20 protein-coding genes and 1 tRNA gene are annotated in these 21,745 nt (G+C 42.0%); all 21 read right to left on the reverse strand.

Annotation, left to right across the window (positions count from 1 at the left end; translation table 11 throughout):
- Window positions 1-129 precede the first annotated feature (129 nt).
- Entirely contained in the window at window positions 130-2,040 is a 1,911-nt protein-coding gene (gene htpG, locus DU481_RS10805; protein WP_350134392.1) for a molecular chaperone HtpG, read from the reverse strand.
- A 262-nt stretch (window positions 2,041-2,302) separates the two neighbouring features.
- On the reverse strand, window positions 2,303-3,748 hold the full coding sequence (gene nuoN, locus DU481_RS10810) for an NADH-quinone oxidoreductase subunit NuoN (protein WP_350134394.1): 1,446 nt from the start codon (window positions 3,746-3,748) through the stop codon (window positions 2,303-2,305).
- 66 nt (window positions 3,749-3,814) lie between these two features.
- Window positions 3,815-5,299, reverse strand: coding sequence for an NADH-quinone oxidoreductase subunit M (locus DU481_RS10815; RefSeq protein WP_350134396.1), 1,485 nt, complete (start codon window positions 5,297-5,299; stop codon window positions 3,815-3,817).
- A gap of 78 nt (window positions 5,300-5,377) precedes the next feature.
- Window positions 5,378-7,318, reverse strand: coding sequence for an NADH-quinone oxidoreductase subunit L (gene nuoL / locus DU481_RS10820; RefSeq protein ID WP_350134398.1), 1,941 nt, complete (start codon window positions 7,316-7,318; stop codon window positions 5,378-5,380).
- 56 nt (window positions 7,319-7,374) lie between these two features.
- Window positions 7,375-7,680, reverse strand: a complete 306-nt coding sequence (nuoK, locus tag DU481_RS10825) for an NADH-quinone oxidoreductase subunit NuoK (protein WP_090319128.1) — start codon at window positions 7,678-7,680, stop codon at window positions 7,375-7,377.
- A gap of 57 nt (window positions 7,681-7,737) precedes the next feature.
- The gene (locus DU481_RS10830) at window positions 7,738-8,343 is read right to left on the reverse strand and encodes an NADH-quinone oxidoreductase subunit J (RefSeq protein WP_090319131.1); all 606 of its coding nucleotides are present in this window, start codon (window positions 8,341-8,343) and stop codon (window positions 7,738-7,740) included.
- Between the two features lie 19 nt (window positions 8,344-8,362).
- Window positions 8,363-8,851, reverse strand: coding sequence for an NADH-quinone oxidoreductase subunit NuoI (nuoI, locus tag DU481_RS10835; protein WP_350134400.1), 489 nt, complete (start codon window positions 8,849-8,851; stop codon window positions 8,363-8,365).
- 16 nt (window positions 8,852-8,867) lie between these two features.
- Window positions 8,868-9,965: an NADH-quinone oxidoreductase subunit NuoH gene (gene nuoH / locus DU481_RS10840; protein WP_090319137.1), complete on the reverse strand. Its 1,098-nt coding sequence runs from the start codon at window positions 9,963-9,965 to the stop codon at window positions 8,868-8,870.
- A gap of 22 nt (window positions 9,966-9,987) precedes the next feature.
- On the reverse strand, window positions 9,988-12,399 hold the full coding sequence (gene nuoG / locus DU481_RS10845) for an NADH-quinone oxidoreductase subunit NuoG (protein WP_350134402.1): 2,412 nt from the start codon (window positions 12,397-12,399) through the stop codon (window positions 9,988-9,990).
- A gap of 67 nt (window positions 12,400-12,466) precedes the next feature.
- A complete protein-coding gene (gene nuoF, locus DU481_RS10850) occupies window positions 12,467-13,744 on the reverse strand; it encodes an NADH-quinone oxidoreductase subunit NuoF (RefSeq protein ID WP_350134404.1) in 1,278 nt (425 codons plus the stop codon).
- A complete protein-coding gene (gene nuoE, locus DU481_RS10855) occupies window positions 13,741-14,217 on the reverse strand; it encodes an NADH-quinone oxidoreductase subunit NuoE (protein ID WP_350134406.1) in 477 nt (158 codons plus the stop codon). Before nuoE ends, nuoF begins: the two co-directional genes overlap by 4 nt.
- A gap of 2 nt (window positions 14,218-14,219) precedes the next feature.
- Window positions 14,220-15,473: an NADH-quinone oxidoreductase subunit D gene (locus tag DU481_RS10860; RefSeq protein WP_350134408.1), complete on the reverse strand. Its 1,254-nt coding sequence runs from the start codon at window positions 15,471-15,473 to the stop codon at window positions 14,220-14,222.
- A gap of 52 nt (window positions 15,474-15,525) precedes the next feature.
- Window positions 15,526-16,146 (reverse strand): NADH-quinone oxidoreductase subunit C, encoded by a 621-nt coding sequence (locus tag DU481_RS10865; protein WP_350134410.1) that lies wholly within the window; start codon window positions 16,144-16,146, stop codon window positions 15,526-15,528.
- Between the two features lie 4 nt (window positions 16,147-16,150).
- A complete protein-coding gene (locus DU481_RS10870) occupies window positions 16,151-16,627 on the reverse strand; it encodes a NuoB/complex I 20 kDa subunit family protein (RefSeq protein ID WP_090319159.1) in 477 nt (158 codons plus the stop codon).
- Window positions 16,628-16,631: 4 nt separating this feature from the next.
- Window positions 16,632-16,988, reverse strand: coding sequence for an NADH-quinone oxidoreductase subunit A (locus DU481_RS10875; protein WP_107804165.1), 357 nt, complete (start codon window positions 16,986-16,988; stop codon window positions 16,632-16,634).
- An 82-nt stretch (window positions 16,989-17,070) separates the two neighbouring features.
- Window positions 17,071-17,155, reverse strand: a tRNA-Leu gene (locus DU481_RS10880).
- A gap of 58 nt (window positions 17,156-17,213) precedes the next feature.
- Window positions 17,214-17,600, reverse strand: coding sequence for a preprotein translocase subunit SecG (gene secG / locus DU481_RS10885; protein WP_350134412.1), 387 nt, complete (start codon window positions 17,598-17,600; stop codon window positions 17,214-17,216).
- A 20-nt stretch (window positions 17,601-17,620) separates the two neighbouring features.
- Complete coding sequence (gene tpiA / locus DU481_RS10890) at window positions 17,621-18,376, reverse strand: triose-phosphate isomerase (protein ID WP_350134416.1); 756 nt, start codon at window positions 18,374-18,376, stop codon at window positions 17,621-17,623.
- Between the two features lie 224 nt (window positions 18,377-18,600).
- On the reverse strand, window positions 18,601-19,395 hold the full coding sequence (gene pstB, locus DU481_RS10895) for a phosphate ABC transporter ATP-binding protein PstB (protein WP_090319168.1): 795 nt from the start codon (window positions 19,393-19,395) through the stop codon (window positions 18,601-18,603).
- 5 nt (window positions 19,396-19,400) lie between these two features.
- The gene (pstA, locus tag DU481_RS10900; protein ID WP_350134414.1) at window positions 19,401-20,327 is read right to left on the reverse strand and encodes a phosphate ABC transporter permease PstA; all 927 of its coding nucleotides are present in this window, start codon (window positions 20,325-20,327) and stop codon (window positions 19,401-19,403) included.
- Between the two features lie 47 nt (window positions 20,328-20,374).
- Entirely contained in the window at window positions 20,375-21,241 is an 867-nt protein-coding gene (gene pstC / locus DU481_RS10905) for a phosphate ABC transporter permease subunit PstC (RefSeq protein ID WP_350134418.1), read from the reverse strand.
- Window positions 21,242-21,745 lie beyond the last annotated feature (504 nt).

The raw sequence follows: 21,745 nt of genomic DNA on the forward strand, positions 1-21,745 counted from the left end.
TGAATACTATTTATTGTGTCCCAAGAATGGACAGTTGGAATACATAGAAGTTTCAGAAGAAATTTGAATCTTCCGGCATCAATTCGATGATGCTGGAAGATTATCGAGAGTAGAGAAGCAGAATTAAACTTAGGATTTCAGTAGCAACAATTCGTTAAGCCTTTTCACGAAAGCGGCTGGATCTTCAAGCTGACCACCTTCCGCCAACAATGCTTGATCAAATAATAAATGACTCCAATCCTCGAAATTTTCGACCTCGTTTTTCAATCGCTGCACCATCGGATGATGCGGATTAATTTCCAGAATCGGTTTGGCATGAGGCACATTTTGTCCTGCAGATTTCAGCAATCTTTCCAAATTACCGCTCATATCATAGGTATCTGCAACGAGACAAGCGGGCGATTCAGTCAAGCGAAAAGTAACACGCACATCTTTTACTTGTTCACTGAGTGTTTGTTTCATTTTTTCTGTTAATTCCTGAAAGGCGTTGGTTTCTTTTTCACGTTCTTCTTTTTCGGTTTCATCCTCCAAATTTCCCAGATCCAAACCACCTTTGGCGACTGACTGCAACGGCTTACCTTCAAACTCAGTTAGATTGCTGACCAGCCATTCATCCACCCGATCCGATAGTAATAACACTTCAATGCCTTTCTTACGGAACACTTCCAAGTGAGGGCTATTTTTAGCTGCCTTCAGGCTATCTGCCGTTACGTAATAAATCTTTTCCTGACCTTCTTTCATGCGCTGCACATAAGCTTCCAGCGAAATCGTTGGTTCGTCAACATCGCTCTGCGTGGTAATAAAACGCAATAATTTCGCGATGCGCTCACGGTTAGAAAAATCTTCCCCAACACCTTCTTTTAAAACTTGGCCAAATTCCCGGTAGAAAGTTTTGTATTTTTCTTTTCCTTCCTCATCATCGCTTTTGGATAAATCTTCGATCAAACCCAATACTTTTTTAATCACACCAGCGCGGATTAAGTCAATGTCTTTGGATTCCTGCAAGATTTCACGAGACACATTTAGTGGCAAATTATTAGAATCAATCACACCACGAACAAAACGCAGGTAATTCGGTAGCAGTTTTTCTACGTCATCCATAATAAATACCCGCTGCACATATAACTTGATGCCGTGCCGGCGTTCGCGATCGAATAAGTCAAAAGGCGCACGCGCAGGAATATACAGCAGCTGCGTGTACTCTTGTTTACCTTCTACGCGCGCATGCAGATACGCAAGCGGCGGTTCAAAATCATGCGCCACGTGCTTATAAAATTCATTGTATTGCTCGGCAGTAATATCATTCTTGGAACGTGCCCACAGCGCATTAGCCTGGTTAATCGTTTCGTCTTCATCGGTAATTTTATTTTTCTTCTCTTCTTGCGACCATTCTTCCTTTTTCATTACGATCGGCAGTGTAATGTGGTCCGAATATTTGCGAATGATATTGCGAATGCGCATGCCATTGAGAAATTCATCTTCGTCTTTGCGCAGATGCAAGATGACATCGGTACCTCGTCCAGGCTTTGCGATGGTCTCCAGGGTGTAATCCCCCTCACCACTGGATTCCCAGCGCACACCGTGCTCTTCAGTCAATCCTGCGCGCCGGGTGACCAGAGTGACTTTATCGGCAATGATAAATGCGGAATAAAATCCAACACCGAATTGACCGATTAAATGCGCGTCTTTAGCTTGATCTCCGGTTAAAGAATTAAAGAATTCGCGAGTGCCCGATTTAGCGATGGTTCCAATATGGTCAATAACTTCTTGCCGCGACATCCCAATGCCATTATCGGAAATGGTAATTGTTCGCTCGTCAACATCGTAACTCACTCGGATTTTAAGATCGGAGTCCGATTCATACAGCGCCGCATCCGTGAGTCCCTCGAAACGCAATTTATCAGCCGCATCGGAAGCATTTGAAATCAATTCACGCAAGAAAATTTCCTTATTACTGTACAAGGAATGAATCATGAGTTTTAGCAATTGCTTTGCTTCCGTTTGGAAGCTTAATTGTTCTTTGGATGTTTCAGCTTGCACGTTTATCTCCTCAAATATTTTGCATGGATATGGGGATTACATCGAGAAATTCAAGATGACTTGATAACAAATTAATGTTTTCAATTAATCTGGTGAGTTTTCCAAAAACATTTTCTGCAAAACACTTAGTGCTGAGAAAAGCTGGAACGGAATAACAAAAAGAAATGACTACTCAGTTAACCATGATCGTTACTTTGAGTAGTCACTATATACAATCACCACGAGGATATCTATCTGCAGACGTCCTTTATTGATTCGATTACTACATAGAGTTCTGGATTGCGTAAAGACTCAATCCCATCAGGGATTGAGGGAAGATACCCAGCGCTAACACAGCGAAACCATTTGCGCTCAGCAGAATTTTCACATCACTGTTAAGTACAAGCGGCTCTGTTGTTTCAGGTTCATCAAAATACATCAATTTGATTATGCGCAAATAGTAAAATGCGCCAATCAGTGAGAACAATACCGCAGCAACTGCCAACCAAACATATCCCGCATTGACAACTGCTTGCAGTACAGCAAATTTCGCATAAAACCCGATCATTGGCGGTATACCTGCCAGCGAAAGCATCAACATTAACGTAATGAAAGCATACCAAGGACTTCTTCTACTGAGTCCTTTGAAATCATCAATATTTTCAGCCTCAAATCCATTCCGACACAACAGCATGATCATGGCAAAGGTGCCTAATGTCATCAATACATAAGCAATGACATAGAATAAAGCTGAGCTATATCCGTTGAAATCTGCGCTGATAAATCCAAGCAATAAGAAACCCATATGAGAAATGGTTGAGTACGCAAGCATGCGCTTGATATTAGTTTGAGCGATTGCCGCAATATTACCCACAGCCATCGACAGAACAGCCAGAATCACCAGCATACCTTGCCAATCCGAGACCATTTCACCCATACCTTCAACCAGCAGGCGCATTACAAAACCAAAGGCCGCCAACTTGGGTGCAGAACCGATAAATAATGTCACCGCCGTAGGAGAGCCCTGGTAAACATCGGGAGCCCACATGTGAAAAGGAGCAGCGCTAAGCTTGAAACTAATCCCGGCTACAATGAATACCAAGCCGACAACCAGTACTTCCTTACTGCTTGCCTCGCTCTGAATAATTTGAGCAAGTTGAGAAACATGCAAAGTTCCTGTCGCTCCGTAAACCATCGACATACCATACAGTAAGAATCCGGATGCTAAAGCACCTAACACGAAGAATTTCATGGCAGCTTCGGTGGCTACGATAGATTCGCGTCTTAATGCAACCAATGCATAAAGCGATAACGAAAGTAACTCTAAGCCAATGTATAATGTTAGAAAATGACTGGCGGAAATCATCACCATCATTCCCAAGGTTGCAAACAAAATCAAGCTAAAAAATTCGCCTCGCAGCATACCGCGATCACTGATATACGAATGGGAATACACGAGTACCACCGACACAGTGCCATACACCATCAGTTTCAAGATATCGGCCATCGTATCGTCAACATACATTCCGTGGAAAGTGTGTTTAATTTCTGTCGAAAATGATACAAAGGTCAGTATCGCACAACCCAATAGTGTTACCTGCGTCAACAGGTAAGCAACATAGCGTCGATTGTCACCCGCAGCAAGATCAGCCAGCATAACGACACACACCATGATGAGCATAAATATCTCAGAAGAAGCTGGTGCAAAATCAGGCGGTATAAAATTCATTAATTCTTAATCCTTATATGAGGAAATACTTATATCAGGAATTATTATTGTCTCGGATTGTTTAATTTACAGTTTGCTGTTGTTAACATGCGTTAACAATTGATCAACTGTTGTATGCATGATCTCCGTTAACGGATAAGGATACACACCAAACCATAATACGGTGATAGCCAAGATGGCCAATAATGCAAATTCACGTTTGGAGATGTCCTGCAAACCTTCGACTGCAGGACTTGCGACGGCACCGAATATCACCCGCTTATACATCCACAATGTATAAGCCGCACCAAAAATCAGCGTTGTTGCAGCCAAGAATGCATACCAAAAATTAACTTTGACAGCACTCATAATGACCATGAATTCACCCACAAAACCACTTGTTCCAGGTAACCCGGCATTTGCCATTGCGAACAACATAAAAAACGCTGCAAATGCAGGCATTTTATTCACCACCCCACCATAATCAGCAATCTGCCGAGAATGCAATCTGTCATACAACACACCAACACAAAGAAACATAGCACCGGAAATAAATCCATGCGAAATCATCTGCACCATGGCGCCTTCTATTCCATAGGTATTCAATAGAAAGAAACCCAAGGTCACAAATCCCATATGCGCCACAGATGAATAAGCAATCAATTTTTTCATGTCAGCTTGCATCAGTGCGATCAAACCGATATAAACAACAGCTATTAAAGATAGCGCTATCATCATGTCGGCCAAATACAAACTGGCATCGGGTGCAATCGGTAACGAGAAACGTAGAAACCCATATCCTCCCAGCTTTAGCAGAATCGCCGCCAAAACCACAGATCCTCCGGTTGGTGCTTCCACGTGCGCATCCGGTAACCAGGTATGCACCGGCCACATCGGTACTTTAACTGCAAAAGCCAGCAAGAACGCAATAAAAATAAAAATTTGCGGTGTCAGTGGAATAGCCAGTTTGTGATAATCTTCGATCGAGAAGCTACCTTCTGATGCTTGATACAAATAAATAAGTGCAATCAGCATGAGTAGGGAACCAAGCAAGGTATACAGGAAAAACTTGATCGCGGCATAAACTCGATTAGGACCACCCCAGATACCAATGATCAAAAACATAGGAATCAACGATGCTTCCCAAAACACATAAAACAGAATGGCGTCCAGTGAAGCAAAAACACCATTCACAATACCGGACATGACTAGAAACGCGCCCATATATTGAGATACACGTTCTTTAATCACTTCCCAGCCAGCTACAACAACCAGTGGCGTTATGAAACAGTTCAATAAAATGAGCGGCATCGATATGCCATCCACTCCCAGGTGATAATTCACATTGAATCGTTCAAACCAGACATGATTTTCCACAAACTGCATTGCACCTGTGCTGACATCAAAATTGCTATACAGCGGAATTGCAACTAGAAAACCGAGTATTGATCCTGCTAGCGCTAACCAACGAGCAAGTTGCGCGTTACTATCGTTTCCAGTTGTAAATACGGCAATGCCAAAAACAATAGGCAGCCAAATAATTAAGCTCAATAGTGGGAATTCAAACGACATGCTTATTCCGTTTTATTTGTTAGTACTTATTTACGTATTCGAATCATTGCTATCTAGGATTCACGACTTAATTAAAAGTTAGTAAAGCCATAACGTCAAGATAACAAATATACCGACAATCATAGTGAACGCATAATGATAGATATAACCGGTCTGATACTGCCGTACCAAAGCTGCTGATAGTGCAACTACTCGAGCTGCCCCATTCACAAAGAAACCATCAATCACTTTAATGTCGCCATACTTCCATAGAGCTGTTCCTAAAGCGCGTGAACCACCCGCAAATAACCATGAATACAATTCATCAATGTAGTATTTACGATCCAGCAAGTTATATAAGAAACCGCAGCGAGCTTTAATTTTTGCAGGAATATCCGTTCTTACGTTATATAAAAACCAAGCGGTGAATATACCCGCAACTGACAACCAAAAAGGTATCGTCGATAAAGCATGCATCATCATGCCGCCGATTCCGGTAAATTCTGCTCCCAGTTTCGCTATCGCATCGTGCTGCGGCAAGACATGAATTACATTATTAAAATAATCACCAAAAACGATCGGACCGATAAACCATCCCGCCGCAATTGTCGGTACGGCAAGTACTATCAGTGGCAAAGTTACCACCCAAGGTGATTCATGAAGATGATCTTTGGTATGCTTATCCATTCGAGGTTGACCATGAAACGTCATGAATATCAAACGGAATGTATACAATGCGGTGACAAAAACCGTAGCCAATACACAAAAATAAGCGAAACCAGCACCTGGTATATTGGCAAAATGAACAGCTTCAATGATTGCATCCTTAGAGAAGAAACCGGAAAAACCAGGCACACCAGCACTTGCTAATGCTGCAATAAACATCGTCAAATAAGTGATAGGCATATAATTTTTAAGTCCACCCATTTTCTGCATATTTTGCTCATGATGCATGGCTATGATGACAGAACCCGCACCTAAGAATAAAACAGCTTTAAAGAAAGCATGAGTCATCAAGTGGAAAATCGCAGCCGAATAAGCAGAAGCGCCCAATGCAACCGTCATATAGCCTAATTGGGATAATGTGGAATACGCGACAACCCGTTTGATATCATTCTGAACCACCGCAATCAGTGCCATAAATAAGGTGGTGATACCGCCAATAATCAAAATTGTTGTTAATGCGGTATCGGACAATTCAAATAGAGGAGACATGCGTGCCACCATGAAAATGCCTGCTGTCACCATAGTAGCCGCATGGATCAATGCTGAAATCGGGGTGGGGCCTTCCATGGAATCAGGTAACCAAACATGCAATGGAAATTGCGCAGATTTACCCATTGCACCAACAAACAACAGGATACAGATCAGCGTTATCACCAGCCATGGCATACCAGGAATTAATTCAATCTTCTCGTCTACTATTCCCGGTGCTTGTGCAAAAACCGATGCGTAATCCAAAGTACCAAAATGCATTAACACCAACGCAATCCCTAGAAGAAAACCAAAATCACCAACCCGGTTAACTAAAAAAGCCTTTAAATTAGCATAAATTGCAGTCGGTCGAGTATACCAAAAGCCAATTAATAAATAAGAAACTAAGCCAACTGCTTCCCAGCCGAAAAATAACTGTAAGAAATTATTCGACATCACCAGCATCATCATCGAAAAGGTAAATAATGAGATATAACTGAAGAAACGTTGATAACCTGGATCGTCATGCATATACCCAATGGTATAAATATGCACCATAAGAGAAACCAAGCTGACTACAACCATCATGGTTGCAGTTAATTGGTCGATTAAAAAACCAACTTCAAATCGCGTTTCACCTGAAATTAACCAAGTATAAACACTACCGTTATAGCTGTTACCTTCCAGGACATCCATGAAAATAATGATCGATGCAACTAAGGAAACAAAAACCAATCCGATAGTCGCACGATGGCTCCATGTCGGTCCTATGAAACGTCCGAATAATCCAGCGATAATCGCACCGATCAACGGAGCTAGCGACACCAGTAAGTAAAGTTTTTGCATCTCGATCAATTATTTTTTATTAATGATAGGTACTTCAATCGTTCTGTATGACCTGTTTAACCTTTAAGTTCATCCAAGTCATCCACATTAATCGTTCGCATATTACGAAACAACACCACAAGAATCGCTAATCCAATTGCTGATTCTGCTGCTGCAACGGTCAGAATGAAGAACACAAAGATTTGCCCCGATATATCCTGCAGATAGTGCGAAAATGCAACAAAATTCATATTAACAGCCAATAGCATCAATTCAATCGACATCAGTAAAATAATGACATTCTTTCGGTTGAGAAAAATGCCCACTAAACCAATGGCAAACAAAATTGCTCCAAGGACTAAATAATGAGATAACGATATCAAACTAACAACCTCTTTTTATATTTTATAAATCGTCACAAATTCTTTGGAATGATTTCGTCATTCCTTTTTTTCAGCTGGCATTGTCACTATACGTAACCGATCTTCTTTTCTAACTTTGACTTGTTTGGATGGATTCGGCGATCTTTTATCTTCGCGATGCCGTAATGTCAGCGCAATAGCTGCAACCATCGCAACCAATAACAGCACTGCCGCTAATTCAAAAGCATAAACATATTCCGTATAAATCAAGCGACCCAGTTCTCTTGTATTACTATAATCAGCATCGTGTGGTCTGGGTGTCGGCATTTCTTCCAGTCCAAAATATTTCCCCATCAACACCATCGATATCTCTGCGACTATTATTAATGCAATCGTCGCACCAAATGGAAACCATTTCCAAAATCCTTCTCGCAATCGATCCAGATTGATATCGAGCATCATAACTACGAATAAAAACAATACCATGACCGCACCGACGTATACTAACACCAAAGCAATTGCTAGAAACTCTGCCTCCAGCAGCAACCATAAGCCTGCGCAAGTAACAAAAGCCAGCACCAATAATAACGCCGAATTAACTGGGTTCCGCACCGTAATAACACCCAGTGCTGACGCAACCAAAATGGCTGAAAAAATATAAAATAAAATATCTTGAAAATTCATTTTTATCTACCAGCAAGACTTAGCGATAACGTGCATCAGCTTCTCGATCTTTGGCAATCTGTTCTTCGTAACGATCTCCAACAGCTAACAACATTTCTTTGGTATAGATCAGATCACCTCTTTTTTCGCCGTGATATTCCAATATGCGTGTTTCTACAATCGAATCTACTGGACAAGATTCTTCACAAAAACCACAAAAGATACACTTGCTTAAATCAATATCGTAACGTGTTGTCCGTCTCGTGCCGTCTGTGCGTTGCTCTGAGTCAATAGTAATTGCCATTGCTGGACAAACAGCCTCACACAATTTACAAGCTATGCAACGCTCTTCCCCGTTTGGATAGCGGCGCAGAGCATGCAAACCACGAAATCGTGGCGATTGTGGTGTTTTTTCCTCAGGAAAATGTACAGTTATCTTTGGTTTAAATAAATACCGGCCTGTAACTGCCATACCTTTTAATAACTCAAACAATAAAAAGGTACTAAAAAACTTTTTGATACGATCCATTGTATTTTTCTCTATTTTAAAACCAAATATTTAACGGAAATGTATTCCGAATCGATTCTGGCAATTGCATGATCGAGCCCAACAAAACAATCCATACAAGTGTAATGGGAATAAATATCTTCCAACCCAATCGCATGATTTGATCATATCGATAGCGCGGGAAAGTTGCACGAAACCATAGAAAAAAGAAAAGAATAAATGCAATCTTCAATAATAACCAAATAATACCTGGTATTAGTGTAAATGGTGCTATATCAACAGGAGGTAGCCATCCCCCCAAAAACATGATGGATGTCAATGTGGCTACCAATATCATGTTGGAATATTCAGCCAGAAAAAATACCGTAAAGGCCATACCTGAGTAATCAACATGAAATCCCGCTACAATTTCTGATTCTCCTTCTGCCACATCAAAAGGAGCCCGGTTAGTTTCGGCCACGCCCGAAATTAAATAAACCAGAAACATCGGAAACAGCGGAATCAAATACCAATTCAAAAAACTATTACCCTGTTGTCCATTCACGATATCACCTAAATTCAAGCTTTGTGACATCATCAAAACACACACTAAGGCAAAGCCCATCGCCAATTCATATGAAACCACTTGAGCGGCTGAGCGCATGGCACCTAAAAAAGCATACTTAGAATTCGATGCCCAACCAGCAATGATAATGCCGTAAATGCCCATTGATGTCATTGCAAGAATATAAAGCAGCCCTGCATTAATATCAGCCAGAATCAATTCAGGAGAAAAAGGAATTACTGCCCAAGCCGCCAACGCTGGCATAATCGTTAACACTGGAGCCAAGATAAAGAGGAATTTGTTTGCGCCAGTCGGAATAACTATTTCCTTCATGATTGCTTTTACAGCGTCAGCAATCGGTTGCCCCCATCCGCGCAGCCAAGGTATGCCAAAAAAGGTCACTCTATTTGGACCAACGCGAATTTGCATATAAGCGATGATCTTACGTTCAGCAAATGTCAAATAGGCAACGCCCAATAGCAAAGGCACCACAATGGCAAAAATAAATGTCATGTTTGTCGCTAACGAAAACAGCATGGAACCCCATTCCGTTCCAAATATTTCCACAAACTGTTGTTGAATGCTCTCCATTAATAAACTCCAACTATCGCCATCACAGTTTTTCCAGCACAATTTCACCAAATAAAGCACCCAATGCAATCGTCTTAGGATGCGCGCCTGCTATGCGGACACAATTCACTGGTAATTTTTCATCCTGAGCGGCTTCAAGCTGCACAAATCCCTCTCCTTGCTTAATTCTTACCTGATCGCCTGCGGTGATACCCAATTTTTCCAGCATTGCTGCTGGCATCCATGCTTTCGGCTGAGCCGCATCATGCGTAGCTTGCAAAGATTCAGCCCGGCGAACAATCGGATCAGCTTGATAAATTGGGATTTCGCCAATACGCTGTATATGATGGCTCTCATTTATCGCAATCGCGGTATCGTAACGCTTCGACTTATTATTCAAATACTGATTGATCTCTACGTCGGCAGGGAAAATTTCTTCACGGACCTGCTCTGTCGTTTCATAATCAAATTTTTCTAACTCCAGCAAATTCGCTAGTACTCGCAAAACTTTCCACGCCGGACGCGCTTCTCCTAATGGAGAAACAACACCGTTGAAGCTTTGCACTTTACCTTCAGTGTTGACATAAGTACCAGAAGTCTCTGTAAATGGGGTGATCGGCAGCAATACATCCGCATAATCTTTGCCATTACCTTTATATGCAGTAAGCGATACTACAAATTCACTTGATTGAATGGTTTTAAGCGCTTGATAAGAATCGTAAGTATCAAACTCCGGCTCCACATTCATTAATATGAATGCCTTACATTTTTCTTTCGCCAAGTCATCATCGGATTGCAGCATTTGCGCTGCGGTTAATCCTGATTCAGTGTCATTTAATTTTGCAGCAATCGATATAGCACTGATTTCCGGTATAGCGCCAGCTAAATAAGCACCTACACTATTTGCAGATTCACCCAATACACCATAACTTGCACCAGTTATTCGGGCAATTAAATCTGCAAGCAGTCCAATTATTGAATAATCCGGATGGTGTTGCGAAATATTTCCCAAATAAATCGCTGCCGGCGCATTATCTATTAAGCTGGAAGCAATTGCGAAAGCATTGGCAGTGCTCGGAATGTTGATTGAATTGACCAATTGCTTTAATTCATCAGTTAGTTCGGTTCCTTTAATCTCAGCAGCAGCCTTTAGAATTTCCGCTAAAACTCTGGTTATTGAAACCGGAGAAACTATTGCTTTATGTGCAACCTTAACCAACAGATCATCATCCACCGGGTTCACAATATTCAGCTTCATGCCATTTTTAACAGCTTGACGCATTCGTTGCGCAATAAGCGGATGATCTTTGCGCAGCGTACTACCGATAATTAACGCTGATTTCAATTGTGAAATATCCGCGATACTGGTACCTAACCACGGAACACCCAGTATATTTTTATCCGCACGAAAATCAGACTGCCGTAAGCGATGATCAATGTTGCCACTGCCCATAGCGCGTATCAGCTTCTGCAATAAATATAGCTCTTCCGATGTGCTGTGTGCGGAACCAAGTGCCGCTAAACTTTTTGCACCATGTCTTTGTTTAACTGTTTGTAACGAATGTGCGGTAAATTCCAGAGCTTCTTGCCAGTCACATTCAAACCATTGACCTTCGCGCTTGATCATGGGGCGCGTCAATCTATCTTCCGAATTTAAACCTTCATAGGAGAACCGGTCTTTATCGGATAACCAACACTCATTAATCGCTTCATTATCCCGAGGAAGCACCCGCATGACACGGTTTTGTTTAACTTGTACAACAAGATTAGAACCCAAGCCGCAATGCGGACTAATTGATTTTCTACGTGACAATTCCCAGGTTCGCGCTGAATATCTGAACGGTTTACTGACTAAAGCACCTACTGGACAGAGATCAATCACATTACCGGATAACTCGGAGTCAATCGTCTTACCAACAAAGGCAAGAATCTCAGAATGCTCTCCACGTCCAGCCATTCCAAGTTCCATAATTCCAGCAATCTCCTGACCAAAGCGCACACAACGCGTGCAATGAATGCAGCGTGTCATATCGGTTGAAATCAAGGGACCTAGATTCTTGTTAACAACGACTCGTTTTGCTTCGGTATATCGCGAACCGCTTGCACCATATCCAACAGCAAGATCTTGCAGTTGACACTCACCACCTTGATCGCAAATCGGACAATCAAGCGGATGATTGATCAGCAGAAATTCCATCACGCCTTTTTGCGCAGTAACTGCTTGCTGAGAATGTGTATATACCTTCATGCCATCCATAACGGGAGTTGCACAAGCAGGCAGCGGTTTAGGCGCTTTTTCTACTTGCACCAAACACATACGGCAGTTGGCTGCTATGGATAATTTTTTATGGTAGCAAAAATGTGGAATATAAACGCCAATCTGCTTCGCACCATCCATGATGGTGCTTCCTTTAGGAACAGATACTTGCTTACCGTCGATTTCTATATTGACCATCGGCTAAAATTCTTGTGTTAATCACGAATTATAAAGTTGATATGCTCTGATTACTTAACAGCTAAAATCAGACCATACATTGCTTATGTTCTATATGGTAAACAAACTCGCTTCGAAAATGTTGAATCATCGCACGAACAGGCATCGCGGCAGCATCGCCTAAAGCGCAAATCGTCCGGCCTTGTATATTGTCTGCGATGTTGTCCAGTAATTCCAAATCTTCCAACCGGCCTTTACCATGCTCAATACGGTTGACAATACGATAAAGCCATCCTGTTCCTTCACGACATGGCGTACATTGCCCACAGGATTCTTCAAAATAAAAATAAGACAACCGCTCCAGTGCTCTGACCATGCAGGTCGTATCATCCATGATGATAACAGCACCAGAGCCTAACATAGAACCGGCTTTGGCGATCGAATCGTAATCCATATCCGTCTGCATCATAATGTCACCAGGCAATACTGGCATGGACGATCCGCCTGGAATACAGGCTTTTAACTTCCGTCCACCACGCATACCGCCAGCGAGTTCCAGTAATTCTGTAAACGGAGTTCCAAGCGGTATTTCATAGTTACCGGGTTTATTCACATGTCCCGATACTGAAAAAATTTTAGTCCCGCCGTTATTTGGCTTTCCAAGCTGAAGATATTTTTCTCCACCATTCCGAACAATCCAAGGAACCGAAGCAAAAGTTTCAGTATTATTAATCGTAGTCGGCTTGCCATACAAACCAAAATTCGCTGGAAACGGTGGTTTAAAACGTGGTTGGCCTTTCTTACCTTCTATGGATTCCAATAGTGCGGTTTCTTCACCACAAATATAAGCACCATAGCCATGATGATTATGCAATTGAAAACTGAACGAGGAGCCTAATATATTATTTCCCAGATAACCTGCTGCTCGCGCTTCTTCAATAGCATCTTCCATACGTTCATAGGTTTCCCATATTTCGCCATGAATATAGTTATATCCTGCTTTTACACCCATGGCATACGCTGCTATTATCATTCCTTCGATCAGCAGATGAGGATTAAATCGCATTATATCGCGATCCTTGAAGGTGCCTGGCTCTCCCTCGTCCGAATTACATACGATATATTTATCGCCCTCATACCCTTTCGGCATGAAACTCCACTTTAATCCGGTTGGAAAGCCAGCTCCGCCTCGCCCACGAAGGGCTGATTTCTTAACTTCTTCAATCACTTCCTCAGGAGAAATTTTTTTCGCCAGTATTTTTCTGAGCGCTGCATATCCTTCACGTTTTTCATAACTTTTAAGCCGCCAATTTTCAGGATCTGAAGGATTCACTCCGTTCATTAATGTTTGCGGAAACTGATTCATTTGTCCAGTTCCTTCAGCAATTTATCGATCATCTCATTGGACATAAAGCTGCACATACGTTTGTTATTAACCAGTAATACTGGCGCATCGCCACAGGCGCCAAAACACTCGCCTTCTTTAAGGGTGAATTTTCCATCCGGTGTTGTTTGATTAAAACCAATCTCTAATTTTTGCTTCAAATATGCTGCCGTATCATTACTACCCGACAAAGCACAAGGCAGATTGGTACACACCGTAATTTTATATTCGCCAACGGGTTCCAGGTTATACATATTGTAAAACGTGGCCACTTCATAAACCGCGATAGGCGGCATACCTAAATATTCTGCGACGAAATTCATGGTTTCGTTTGCAAGCCAGCCTTTTTCTTCTTGTGCGATTGCAAGTGCTGACATGACGGCAGATTGTTTCTGATCAAGTGGATATTTCGCGATTTCGCGATCAATTCTCTTAAGGGATTCAGTGCTTAACATCGTTATCTATCTATCTCACCAAATACTATATCTTGCGTACCAATGATAGCGACCACATCAGAAATCATATGACCTCTCGACATTTCATCCAAAGCAGCCAGATGCGCAAATCCAGGTGCACGTATTTTCAAACGGTAGGGTTTATTTGCACCATTTGATACTAAATAAATACCAAACTCACCTTTGGGGTGTTCAACCGCTACATAGGCTTCGCCCGGAGGCACATGAAATCCTTCTGTAAATAATTTGAAATGATGAATCATTTCTTCCATATTTTGTTTCATGCCAACACGCGAAGGCGGGGCAACTTTATGATTATCAGTAATCACCGGCCCTGGATTTTTACGTAGCCAATCAACACATTGTTTAATGATGCGATTAGATTGGCGGAACTCTTCCATACGCACCAAATAGCGATCATAACAATCGCCATTTACTCCGACAGGTATATCGAAATCAAGGCGGTCGTAAACCTCATAAGGTTGTTTCTTTCTTAAATCCCATTCGACCCCTGAGCCGCGTAGCATAGGACCGGTAAAACCCAATGCTTTGGCACGTTCAGGAGAAACAATACCAATATCAACCAAGCGCTGCTTCCAGATTCTATTATCTGTCAGCAATGTTTCGTATTCATCAACATAGGTTGGAAAACGATTGGTAAAATCTTCGATAAAATCTAAAAGCGTGCCTTCTCTATTTGCATTCCGTATGCGCGTCTCTTTTTCACTATGAATTTTAGAGGATTGATATTTAGGCATTGTATCCGGCAGATCACGGTAGACACCACCGGGCCGATAATAGGCAGCATGCAGTCTGGCGCCGGATACTGCTTCGTAACAATCCATCAGATCTTCTCTCTCACGGAATGCATATAAAAACATTGTCATCGCACCGACATCCAATGCATGCGCGCCAATCCATAATAGGTGATTCAGTATACGGGTGATTTCATCGAACATAACCCGGATATATTGCGCTCTGATTGGTACTTCAATTTGCAGTAGCTTCTCGATTGCCATGACATACGCATGTTCATTGACCATCATCGAAACATAATCGAGCCGATCCATATACGGTACGGATTGGAGATATGTTTTATTTTCTGCTAATTTCTCAGTAGCACGATGCAATAATCCAATATGCGGATCAGCACGTTTTACAACTTCTCCATCCAATTCCAATACAAGCCTCAACACGCCGTGAGCTGCCGGGTGCTGCGGTCCAAAATTCATGGTGTAATTACGTATTTCGGCCATAAGTTACTTCATAAAATTCTTATAAAATACAATGCAAGAAACTCAATAATCGTTATGATTCACAGTCGCCATAATGCTCTTCACGAATTACAAGTGGTGTGATTTCTCGCGGTTCGATAGTAACAGGTTGGTAAATGACGCGCTTCTGCTCTGCATCATAGCGCATTTCAACATGACCAGTAATTGGAAAATCTTTGCGAAACGGATTGCCTATAAAACCATAGTCTGTCAATATGCGACGCAAATCTGGATGACCCGTAAAAACTATCCCATAGAGATCAAACGCCTCGCGTTCAAACCAATTAGCAGTTGGCCAAATTTCAGTCACTGAATCCACACTCGGAAATTCATTATTTTCGGCTAAAACCCGAATGCGTAACCGAGAGTTCTTTTCTACTGAGAGTATATGATAAATCACAGCAAACCGCTTATTGCGCAGACCATGTCTTGCTGATAATTCATCACCATAAGTTGAGTAATCAATGCCACACAGGTCAATCAGCGTATCAAATCTTAACTGAGAGTTGTCTCGTAAATTTGTACACGTAGTGATGATATCTTCCGCACGTACTACGATCGTTACTTCACCGAAATGTGTTTGCAAACCAACCAACTTATCGCCCAGCACATCCTTCAATGCTGCCGCAAGATTCTCCAATTGAGTAGTAGACATAGCGTTAGCGTGCAATAGTATTGGTACGGTTTATTTTATTTTGTAGCTGAATAATGCCATACAGCAGAGCTTCAGCTGTCGGTGGACAACCAGGCACATAAATATCAACAGGCACGATACGGTCACATCCACGAACTACCGAATATGAATAATGATAATATCCGCCTCCGTTTGCACAGGACCCCATGGATATCACCCATCGTGGCTCTGCCATTTGATCGTAAACCTTGCGTAAAGCGGGCGCCATCTTATTGCAGAGCGTACCGGCAACAATCATCACATCCGATTGACGAGGACTTGGTCTGAAAACAATACCAAAACGATCAAGATCATAGCGTGATGCACCGGTCTCCATCATTTCAACCGCACAACAAGCCAAGCCAAATGTCATTGGCCACATCGAACCTGTCCGCCCCCAGTTTATGATTGAATCCAAACTGGTTGTAACAAATCCTTTCTCAAGTGTTCCTTCAATACTCATAACATCAATCCCACTCTAATGCACCCTTCATCCATTCGTAAATAAAACCTACGACCAAGATACCTAGGAATATCATCATTGCAATAAATCCAAATAAGCCTATTTCGTCAAGCACAATCGCCCAAGGAAACAAGAAAGCAATTTCCAGATCAAATAAAATGAATAAAATTGCAACCAAGTAGTAGCGTACGTCAAATTTCATACGGGCATCTTCAAAAGCTTCAAATCCGCACTCATAGGGAGAAAGTTTCTCGCTATCCGGGCGATTGGGCGCTAATAACCATCCGCATAACATCGGAACGACACCCACTAGGAATCCAACAATCAAAAACAATAAGATCGGAAAATAATTTTCAAGCATTTTTAAATAATTCAATCATTCCAATTAATAGAATTTAAATCATGAATAAGTATAAAGTTCTCAAGAATATATCATCTTTGTGTGGTGCCGACGGCGAGACTCGAACTCGCACAGCTTACGCCACCGCCCCCTCAAGACGGCGTGTCTACCAATTCCACCACGTCGGCAGCAAAGCAATTTTCATATTATGATCAACAGGCTGCCTTACAAAAAATTCCGTAAAAACTATTCTGGTATCTGATTTACTTTTGAGCCACTCTCTGCTTCAGGCCCATTTTGATCGTGATCTGGAATTGACTTTTTTTCTGCTCCTACCTCAGATGCACTTTCAGACTCTTCGGCCTGATCCATTAAACTCATCACACTCGTTGAGCTCTCAGTTTGATTTACTGACAGATAGGTTAAACTCATGCTCGTAGCAAAAAACATTGCCGCGACAAAACCAGTAGCGCGGCTCAGAAATGAGGCAGACCCGCTTGCACCGAACAAACTGCCCGCAGAACCGCTACCGAATGCCGCACCCATATCTGCACCTTTACCATGTTGCAATAATACCAAAACCACAAGTACAATCGCCAGCAAAACATGTGCTGCCCAAACTATAATTTCCAATGTGTACCACTCCCTAAAAATTAGTGATGCAAAGCACGGCAAATCGCTATAAATTCACTTGCAATAAGTGAAGCTCCACCTATCAAACCACCGTCTATATCCGGCATCGCGAATAATTCAGGTGCATTATTAGCTTTCACACTGCCGCCATAAAGTATGGCTAATTCCCGGGCGACACTAGCATTCTCATTAGCAATACCGGTTCTAATAAACGAGTGAACATCTTGTGCTTGTTGAGGAGATGCCGTCTTACCTGTGCCTATAGCCCATATTGGCTCATATGCAACGACCGCCTGACTCAGTGATTCTATGCCTGCCAATCGGATAACTGCCGTAAGCTGATCTTCTATTACTCGCTCGGTAGTTCCAGCTTCGCGCTGCTCTAGTGTCTCACCCACACATAAAATCGGTGTTATGCCTGCACATTGTGCAGCTAAATACTTTTCTGCAACGATAGTGTTATTTTCGCCAAATAATGTTCTTCTTTCAGAGTGCCCAACAATGACATACCGGCATCCAAAATCCTTTAGCATTGATGTTGAAACCTCTCCGGTATACGCACCCTTTTCGTACTGGCTTACATTCTGAGCACCCCAAGCTATATTGGTACTCCGCAATGCATCTTGTACTGATGAAAGATAAGGATAAGGAACACAAACCGCCAGGCGAGCTTCTTTTAATCCATCCACTCCAGCCGCAACTTCATCTAGCAACTGCTTGTTATCAACTAAACTGCCGTGCATTTTCCAGTTACCCGCAACCATCTTTTCGCGCATTTTTACCACTTACCTCTGCTTCCTAAAAGGGGGGAATGCTACATTTGATTCTTTACTAAGTCAATTATGATTCCATAATCGTCGTCCGCTGATACAGACGGCAAAGAATTGCTTGCATATCCTTATTATTAACTTTAGATACTATCTCTAACCGAGATCATATCTACTTCATACATTCTCATGCTTTCATGATGAATATCAGTTTCCAAACCTTTAGATTATATTTAACCGAATCGTCCGGTAATATAATCTTCCGTCTGCTTATTCTTCGGTTTAATAAAAATGGTATCTGTCACATTAAATTCGATTAATTCACCTAAGTACATATAGGCGGTGTAATCGGAAACTCTCGCAGCTTGTTGCATATTATGCGTAACAATCAGGATCGTTACCTTATTTTTTAAATCAGTTATTAATTCTTCGATACTAGCTGTCGCTATGGGATCAAGCGCGGAAGTCGGTTCATCAAACAGCAATATTTCCGGGTCTGTTGCCAAAGCCCTTGCGATACACAGCCTTTGCTGTTGTCCTCCGGAAAGATTGAAGGCCAAGTGGTGTAATCGATCTTTTACTTCATCCCATAGCGCGGAATTGCGTAACGCCGCTTCGACTTTTTCATCCAAAATAGCACGTTGCTTAATCCCACGCACGCGAAGCCCATATGCAACATTTTCATAAATAGACTTAGGAAAAGGATTCGGTTTCTGAAAAACCATGCTTATCCTCATCCGCACTTCAATTGGATCAACGTTTGAAGCCAAAATATTGACATCATCCGGGTGAAGAATAATTTCGCCTTCATAGCGATTACCGGGATATAGATCATGCATTCGATTAAAACAGCGCAGAAATGTTGATTTCCCGCATCCGGATGGCCCTATTAAGGCAGTGATCCTCTTATCGTGCAAGACCATATCGATATTCTTCAGCGCATTAAATCCCCCATAGTAAAAACTAAGGTTCTTAACTTCTGATTTATATTGGATCGTTTCTATTGGTTTTTCAGAATTGATTTGCATTGCTCTTACCACTTAATATTTTTTCGCATGCGATAACGCAAATAAATCGCCAGACCATTCATTGCTAGCGTCATAACTACCAATACCAGTCCAGCGGCAGCCGCATTTAATTGGAATGCTTCTTCCGGCCGTGACACCCAGTTAAACATCTGTATCGGCATCACCGTAAAAGGTGCTGTCAGCCATTCGATGGATAGATAAGGAAACTCACTTTTCACGGGTGAAGGCGGTAAGAATGCAATAAATGTTAACGCACCGATCGTAATAATCGGCGCAGTCTCACCAATCGCTCGAGCCAGACCGATAATAATACCCGTTAGAATCCCCGCAGACGAATACGGTAACAAATGATCAGAAACCGTTTGCCACTTAGTCGCACCAAGTGCATATGCACCTTCCCTTATTGATACTGGAATTGACCGTATTGCTTCGCGAGTTGCAACAATAACGACCGGCAAAATAAGCAACGCCAAAGCAAGTCCGGCAGCTAAAATGCTTTGCCCGAAACCCAATTGGTAAACGAATAATCCTAATGCGAGCAAACCATAGATGATCGAGGGTACACCCGCCAAGTTAGTTACATTGATCTCTATGATTTCGGTTAATAAATTCTTCGGCGCATATTCTTCCAAATACACACCCGATCCGATTCCTAATGGTACCGCGGCAAATGCGGTTACAAGCATCACCAGGGTTGTTCCAACCCAAGCCGATAAAATTCCTGCTGATTCAGGCCGGCGCGAAGGAAAAGATGTAAAGAATTCCCACGACAGCCGTGGCATCCCATCTACCAGCATATGAGCAAACAAAGCCATAAAGGTTAATACCGCAATCATGAGGGCAACAATTCCGGTAATCATAAAAATCAGATCCCATTTCTTATGTAATCCGATAATCTTTCTGATTTCTTCTAGATTGTTAACACTCTTCATTACAAAAAACCATCCAAAATATTTTCACTTTCTGACCGTGTTAATTGTTAGTAAATTTCTCTATACCGTTTACGCAATACATGTCCAATGATATTAAACAGAAGCGTTATCAGCAATAAAGTTAATCCGGCAGCAAAAATTGTTTGATAGCCAATACTACCGTGAGGTAAATCACCCAAGCTGACTTGGACTATATATGCAGTAATGGTTGCAGCGGGTTCCATGGGATTCCAGGTTAAATTTGGCTGCATCCCAGCCGCAATTGCAACCACCATTGTTTCTCCTACTGCACGTGATATACCCAGAATATATGCAGCGGCTATCCCAGAAAAAGCAGCTGGCATTACAACTCGGATAGCCGTTTGAAAGCGTGTAGCGCCCATCGCATAAGAGCCTTCCCGGAGATTCATCGGAACCGCCCGCATGGCATCCTCAGTCATTGAACTCACATAGGGGATAATCATTATTCCCATTACCAATCCGGCAGACAGCAAATTAAAACCAGGCAATTCAGGGAAAATAATTTGCAACAATGGCGTAACGAATAATAACGCAAAATAACCGTATACCACTGTCGGCACGCCACCCAGCAACTCCAAGAAGGGTTTCGCCATTTCACGCACAGTAAATGGCGCAAATTCAGAAAGGTAAATAGCGATAATTGTTCCGAGTGGAAGTGCAACCAGTAGAGCAATTAATGAGCTGACTATGGTGCCGGAAACCAACGGCATTATCCCATAGTGAGCGTCATCAAATAATGGCGTCCATTGCGTATCGGTTACAAATTGCCAAATTGATACATGTTGAAAAAAAACCAACGATTCTTTTACTAGCATCACAACGATAGCGAGCATGATCGCTATCGAAAGTAGCGCCGACAAAAACAAGAAAGTCTCTATAAATCTTTCGTGCATATGTCGACGAAAGCTATATCCTAGTTTGCCAGCGTGAGTTATTTTAGTACGTGACTCTTCTGCCAAAATTCAAGCCCTTCATAAGTTGAAGCATTATCGTAAAAGAAACGCTAATCTGTATAAAACCAATTTCACTTTGGCAGTGATGATCTGGATTAGTACTGTTTTATTGATACACAAACACTTTATTACTGAAAGTAATTCTTATCTTGTGTGCTTTCAAAAACACAACCATCAATAAATTTTTCTTCTCGCTATACTTTCTTTTTTATTTCTTCTGTTAACACAAAAAATTCTGGAGATAGAAATATCTCCAGAATTTTATTTACACTACATTGAAGAGACGAAATTCACAGAAGATAATTACTCTTCATCCTCATCTTCATCATCGCTCTGGGCTTCTGTGCTGCCAGATGTACCACCAGCCGCTCCTTCACCCTCGTCTTCTTCCTCGTCTTCGTCTTCTCCACTACCACCGTCATCTTCTTCCTTCACCAAAACCAG

This window comes from Nitrosomonas sp., from assembly GCF_040240425.1.
GTDB lineage: Bacteria > Pseudomonadota > Gammaproteobacteria > Burkholderiales > Nitrosomonadaceae > Nitrosomonas.

Coding starts and splice junctions, on each gene's coding strand:
- pstB (WP_090319168.1), bottom strand. CDS start 19,395: ATGCAAATCAATTCTGAAAAACCAATAGAAACGATCCAATATAAATCA.
- nuoI (WP_350134400.1), bottom strand. CDS start 8,851: ATGGATCGTATCAAAAAGTTTTTTAGTACCTTTTTATTGTTTGAGTTA.
- nuoG (WP_350134402.1), bottom strand. CDS start 12,399: ATGGTCAATATAGAAATCGACGGTAAGCAAGTATCTGTTCCTAAAGGA.
- DU481_RS10875 (WP_107804165.1), bottom strand. CDS start 16,988: ATGCTTGAAAATTATTTTCCGATCTTATTGTTTTTGATTGTTGGATTC.
- DU481_RS10870 (WP_090319159.1), bottom strand. CDS start 16,627: ATGAGTATTGAAGGAACACTTGAGAAAGGATTTGTTACAACCAGTTTG.
- nuoE (WP_350134406.1), bottom strand. CDS start 14,217: ATGTTAAGCACTGAATCCCTTAAGAGAATTGATCGCGAAATCGCGAAA.
- DU481_RS10865 (WP_350134410.1), bottom strand. CDS start 16,146: ATGTCTACTACTCAATTGGAGAATCTTGCGGCAGCATTGAAGGATGTG.
- DU481_RS10815 (WP_350134396.1), bottom strand. CDS start 5,299: ATGTCGTTTGAATTCCCACTATTGAGCTTAATTATTTGGCTGCCTATT.
- pstC (WP_350134418.1), bottom strand. CDS start 21,241: ATGCACGAAAGATTTATAGAGACTTTCTTGTTTTTGTCGGCGCTACTT.
- nuoH (WP_090319137.1), bottom strand. CDS start 9,965: ATGGAGAGCATTCAACAACAGTTTGTGGAAATATTTGGAACGGAATGG.
- nuoL (WP_350134398.1), bottom strand. CDS start 7,318: ATGCAAAAACTTTACTTACTGGTGTCGCTAGCTCCGTTGATCGGTGCG.
- nuoF (WP_350134404.1), bottom strand. CDS start 13,744: ATGAATCAGTTTCCGCAAACATTAATGAACGGAGTGAATCCTTCAGAT.
- DU481_RS10830 (WP_090319131.1), bottom strand. CDS start 8,343: ATGAATTTTCAAGATATTTTATTTTATATTTTTTCAGCCATTTTGGTT.
- tpiA (WP_350134416.1), bottom strand. CDS start 18,376: ATGCGCGAAAAGATGGTTGCGGGTAACTGGAAAATGCACGGCAGTTTA.
- nuoN (WP_350134394.1), bottom strand. CDS start 3,748: ATGAATTTTATACCGCCTGATTTTGCACCAGCTTCTTCTGAGATATTT.
- DU481_RS10860 (WP_350134408.1), bottom strand. CDS start 15,473: ATGGCCGAAATACGTAATTACACCATGAATTTTGGACCGCAGCACCCG.
- pstA (WP_350134414.1), bottom strand. CDS start 20,327: ATGAAGAGTGTTAACAATCTAGAAGAAATCAGAAAGATTATCGGATTA.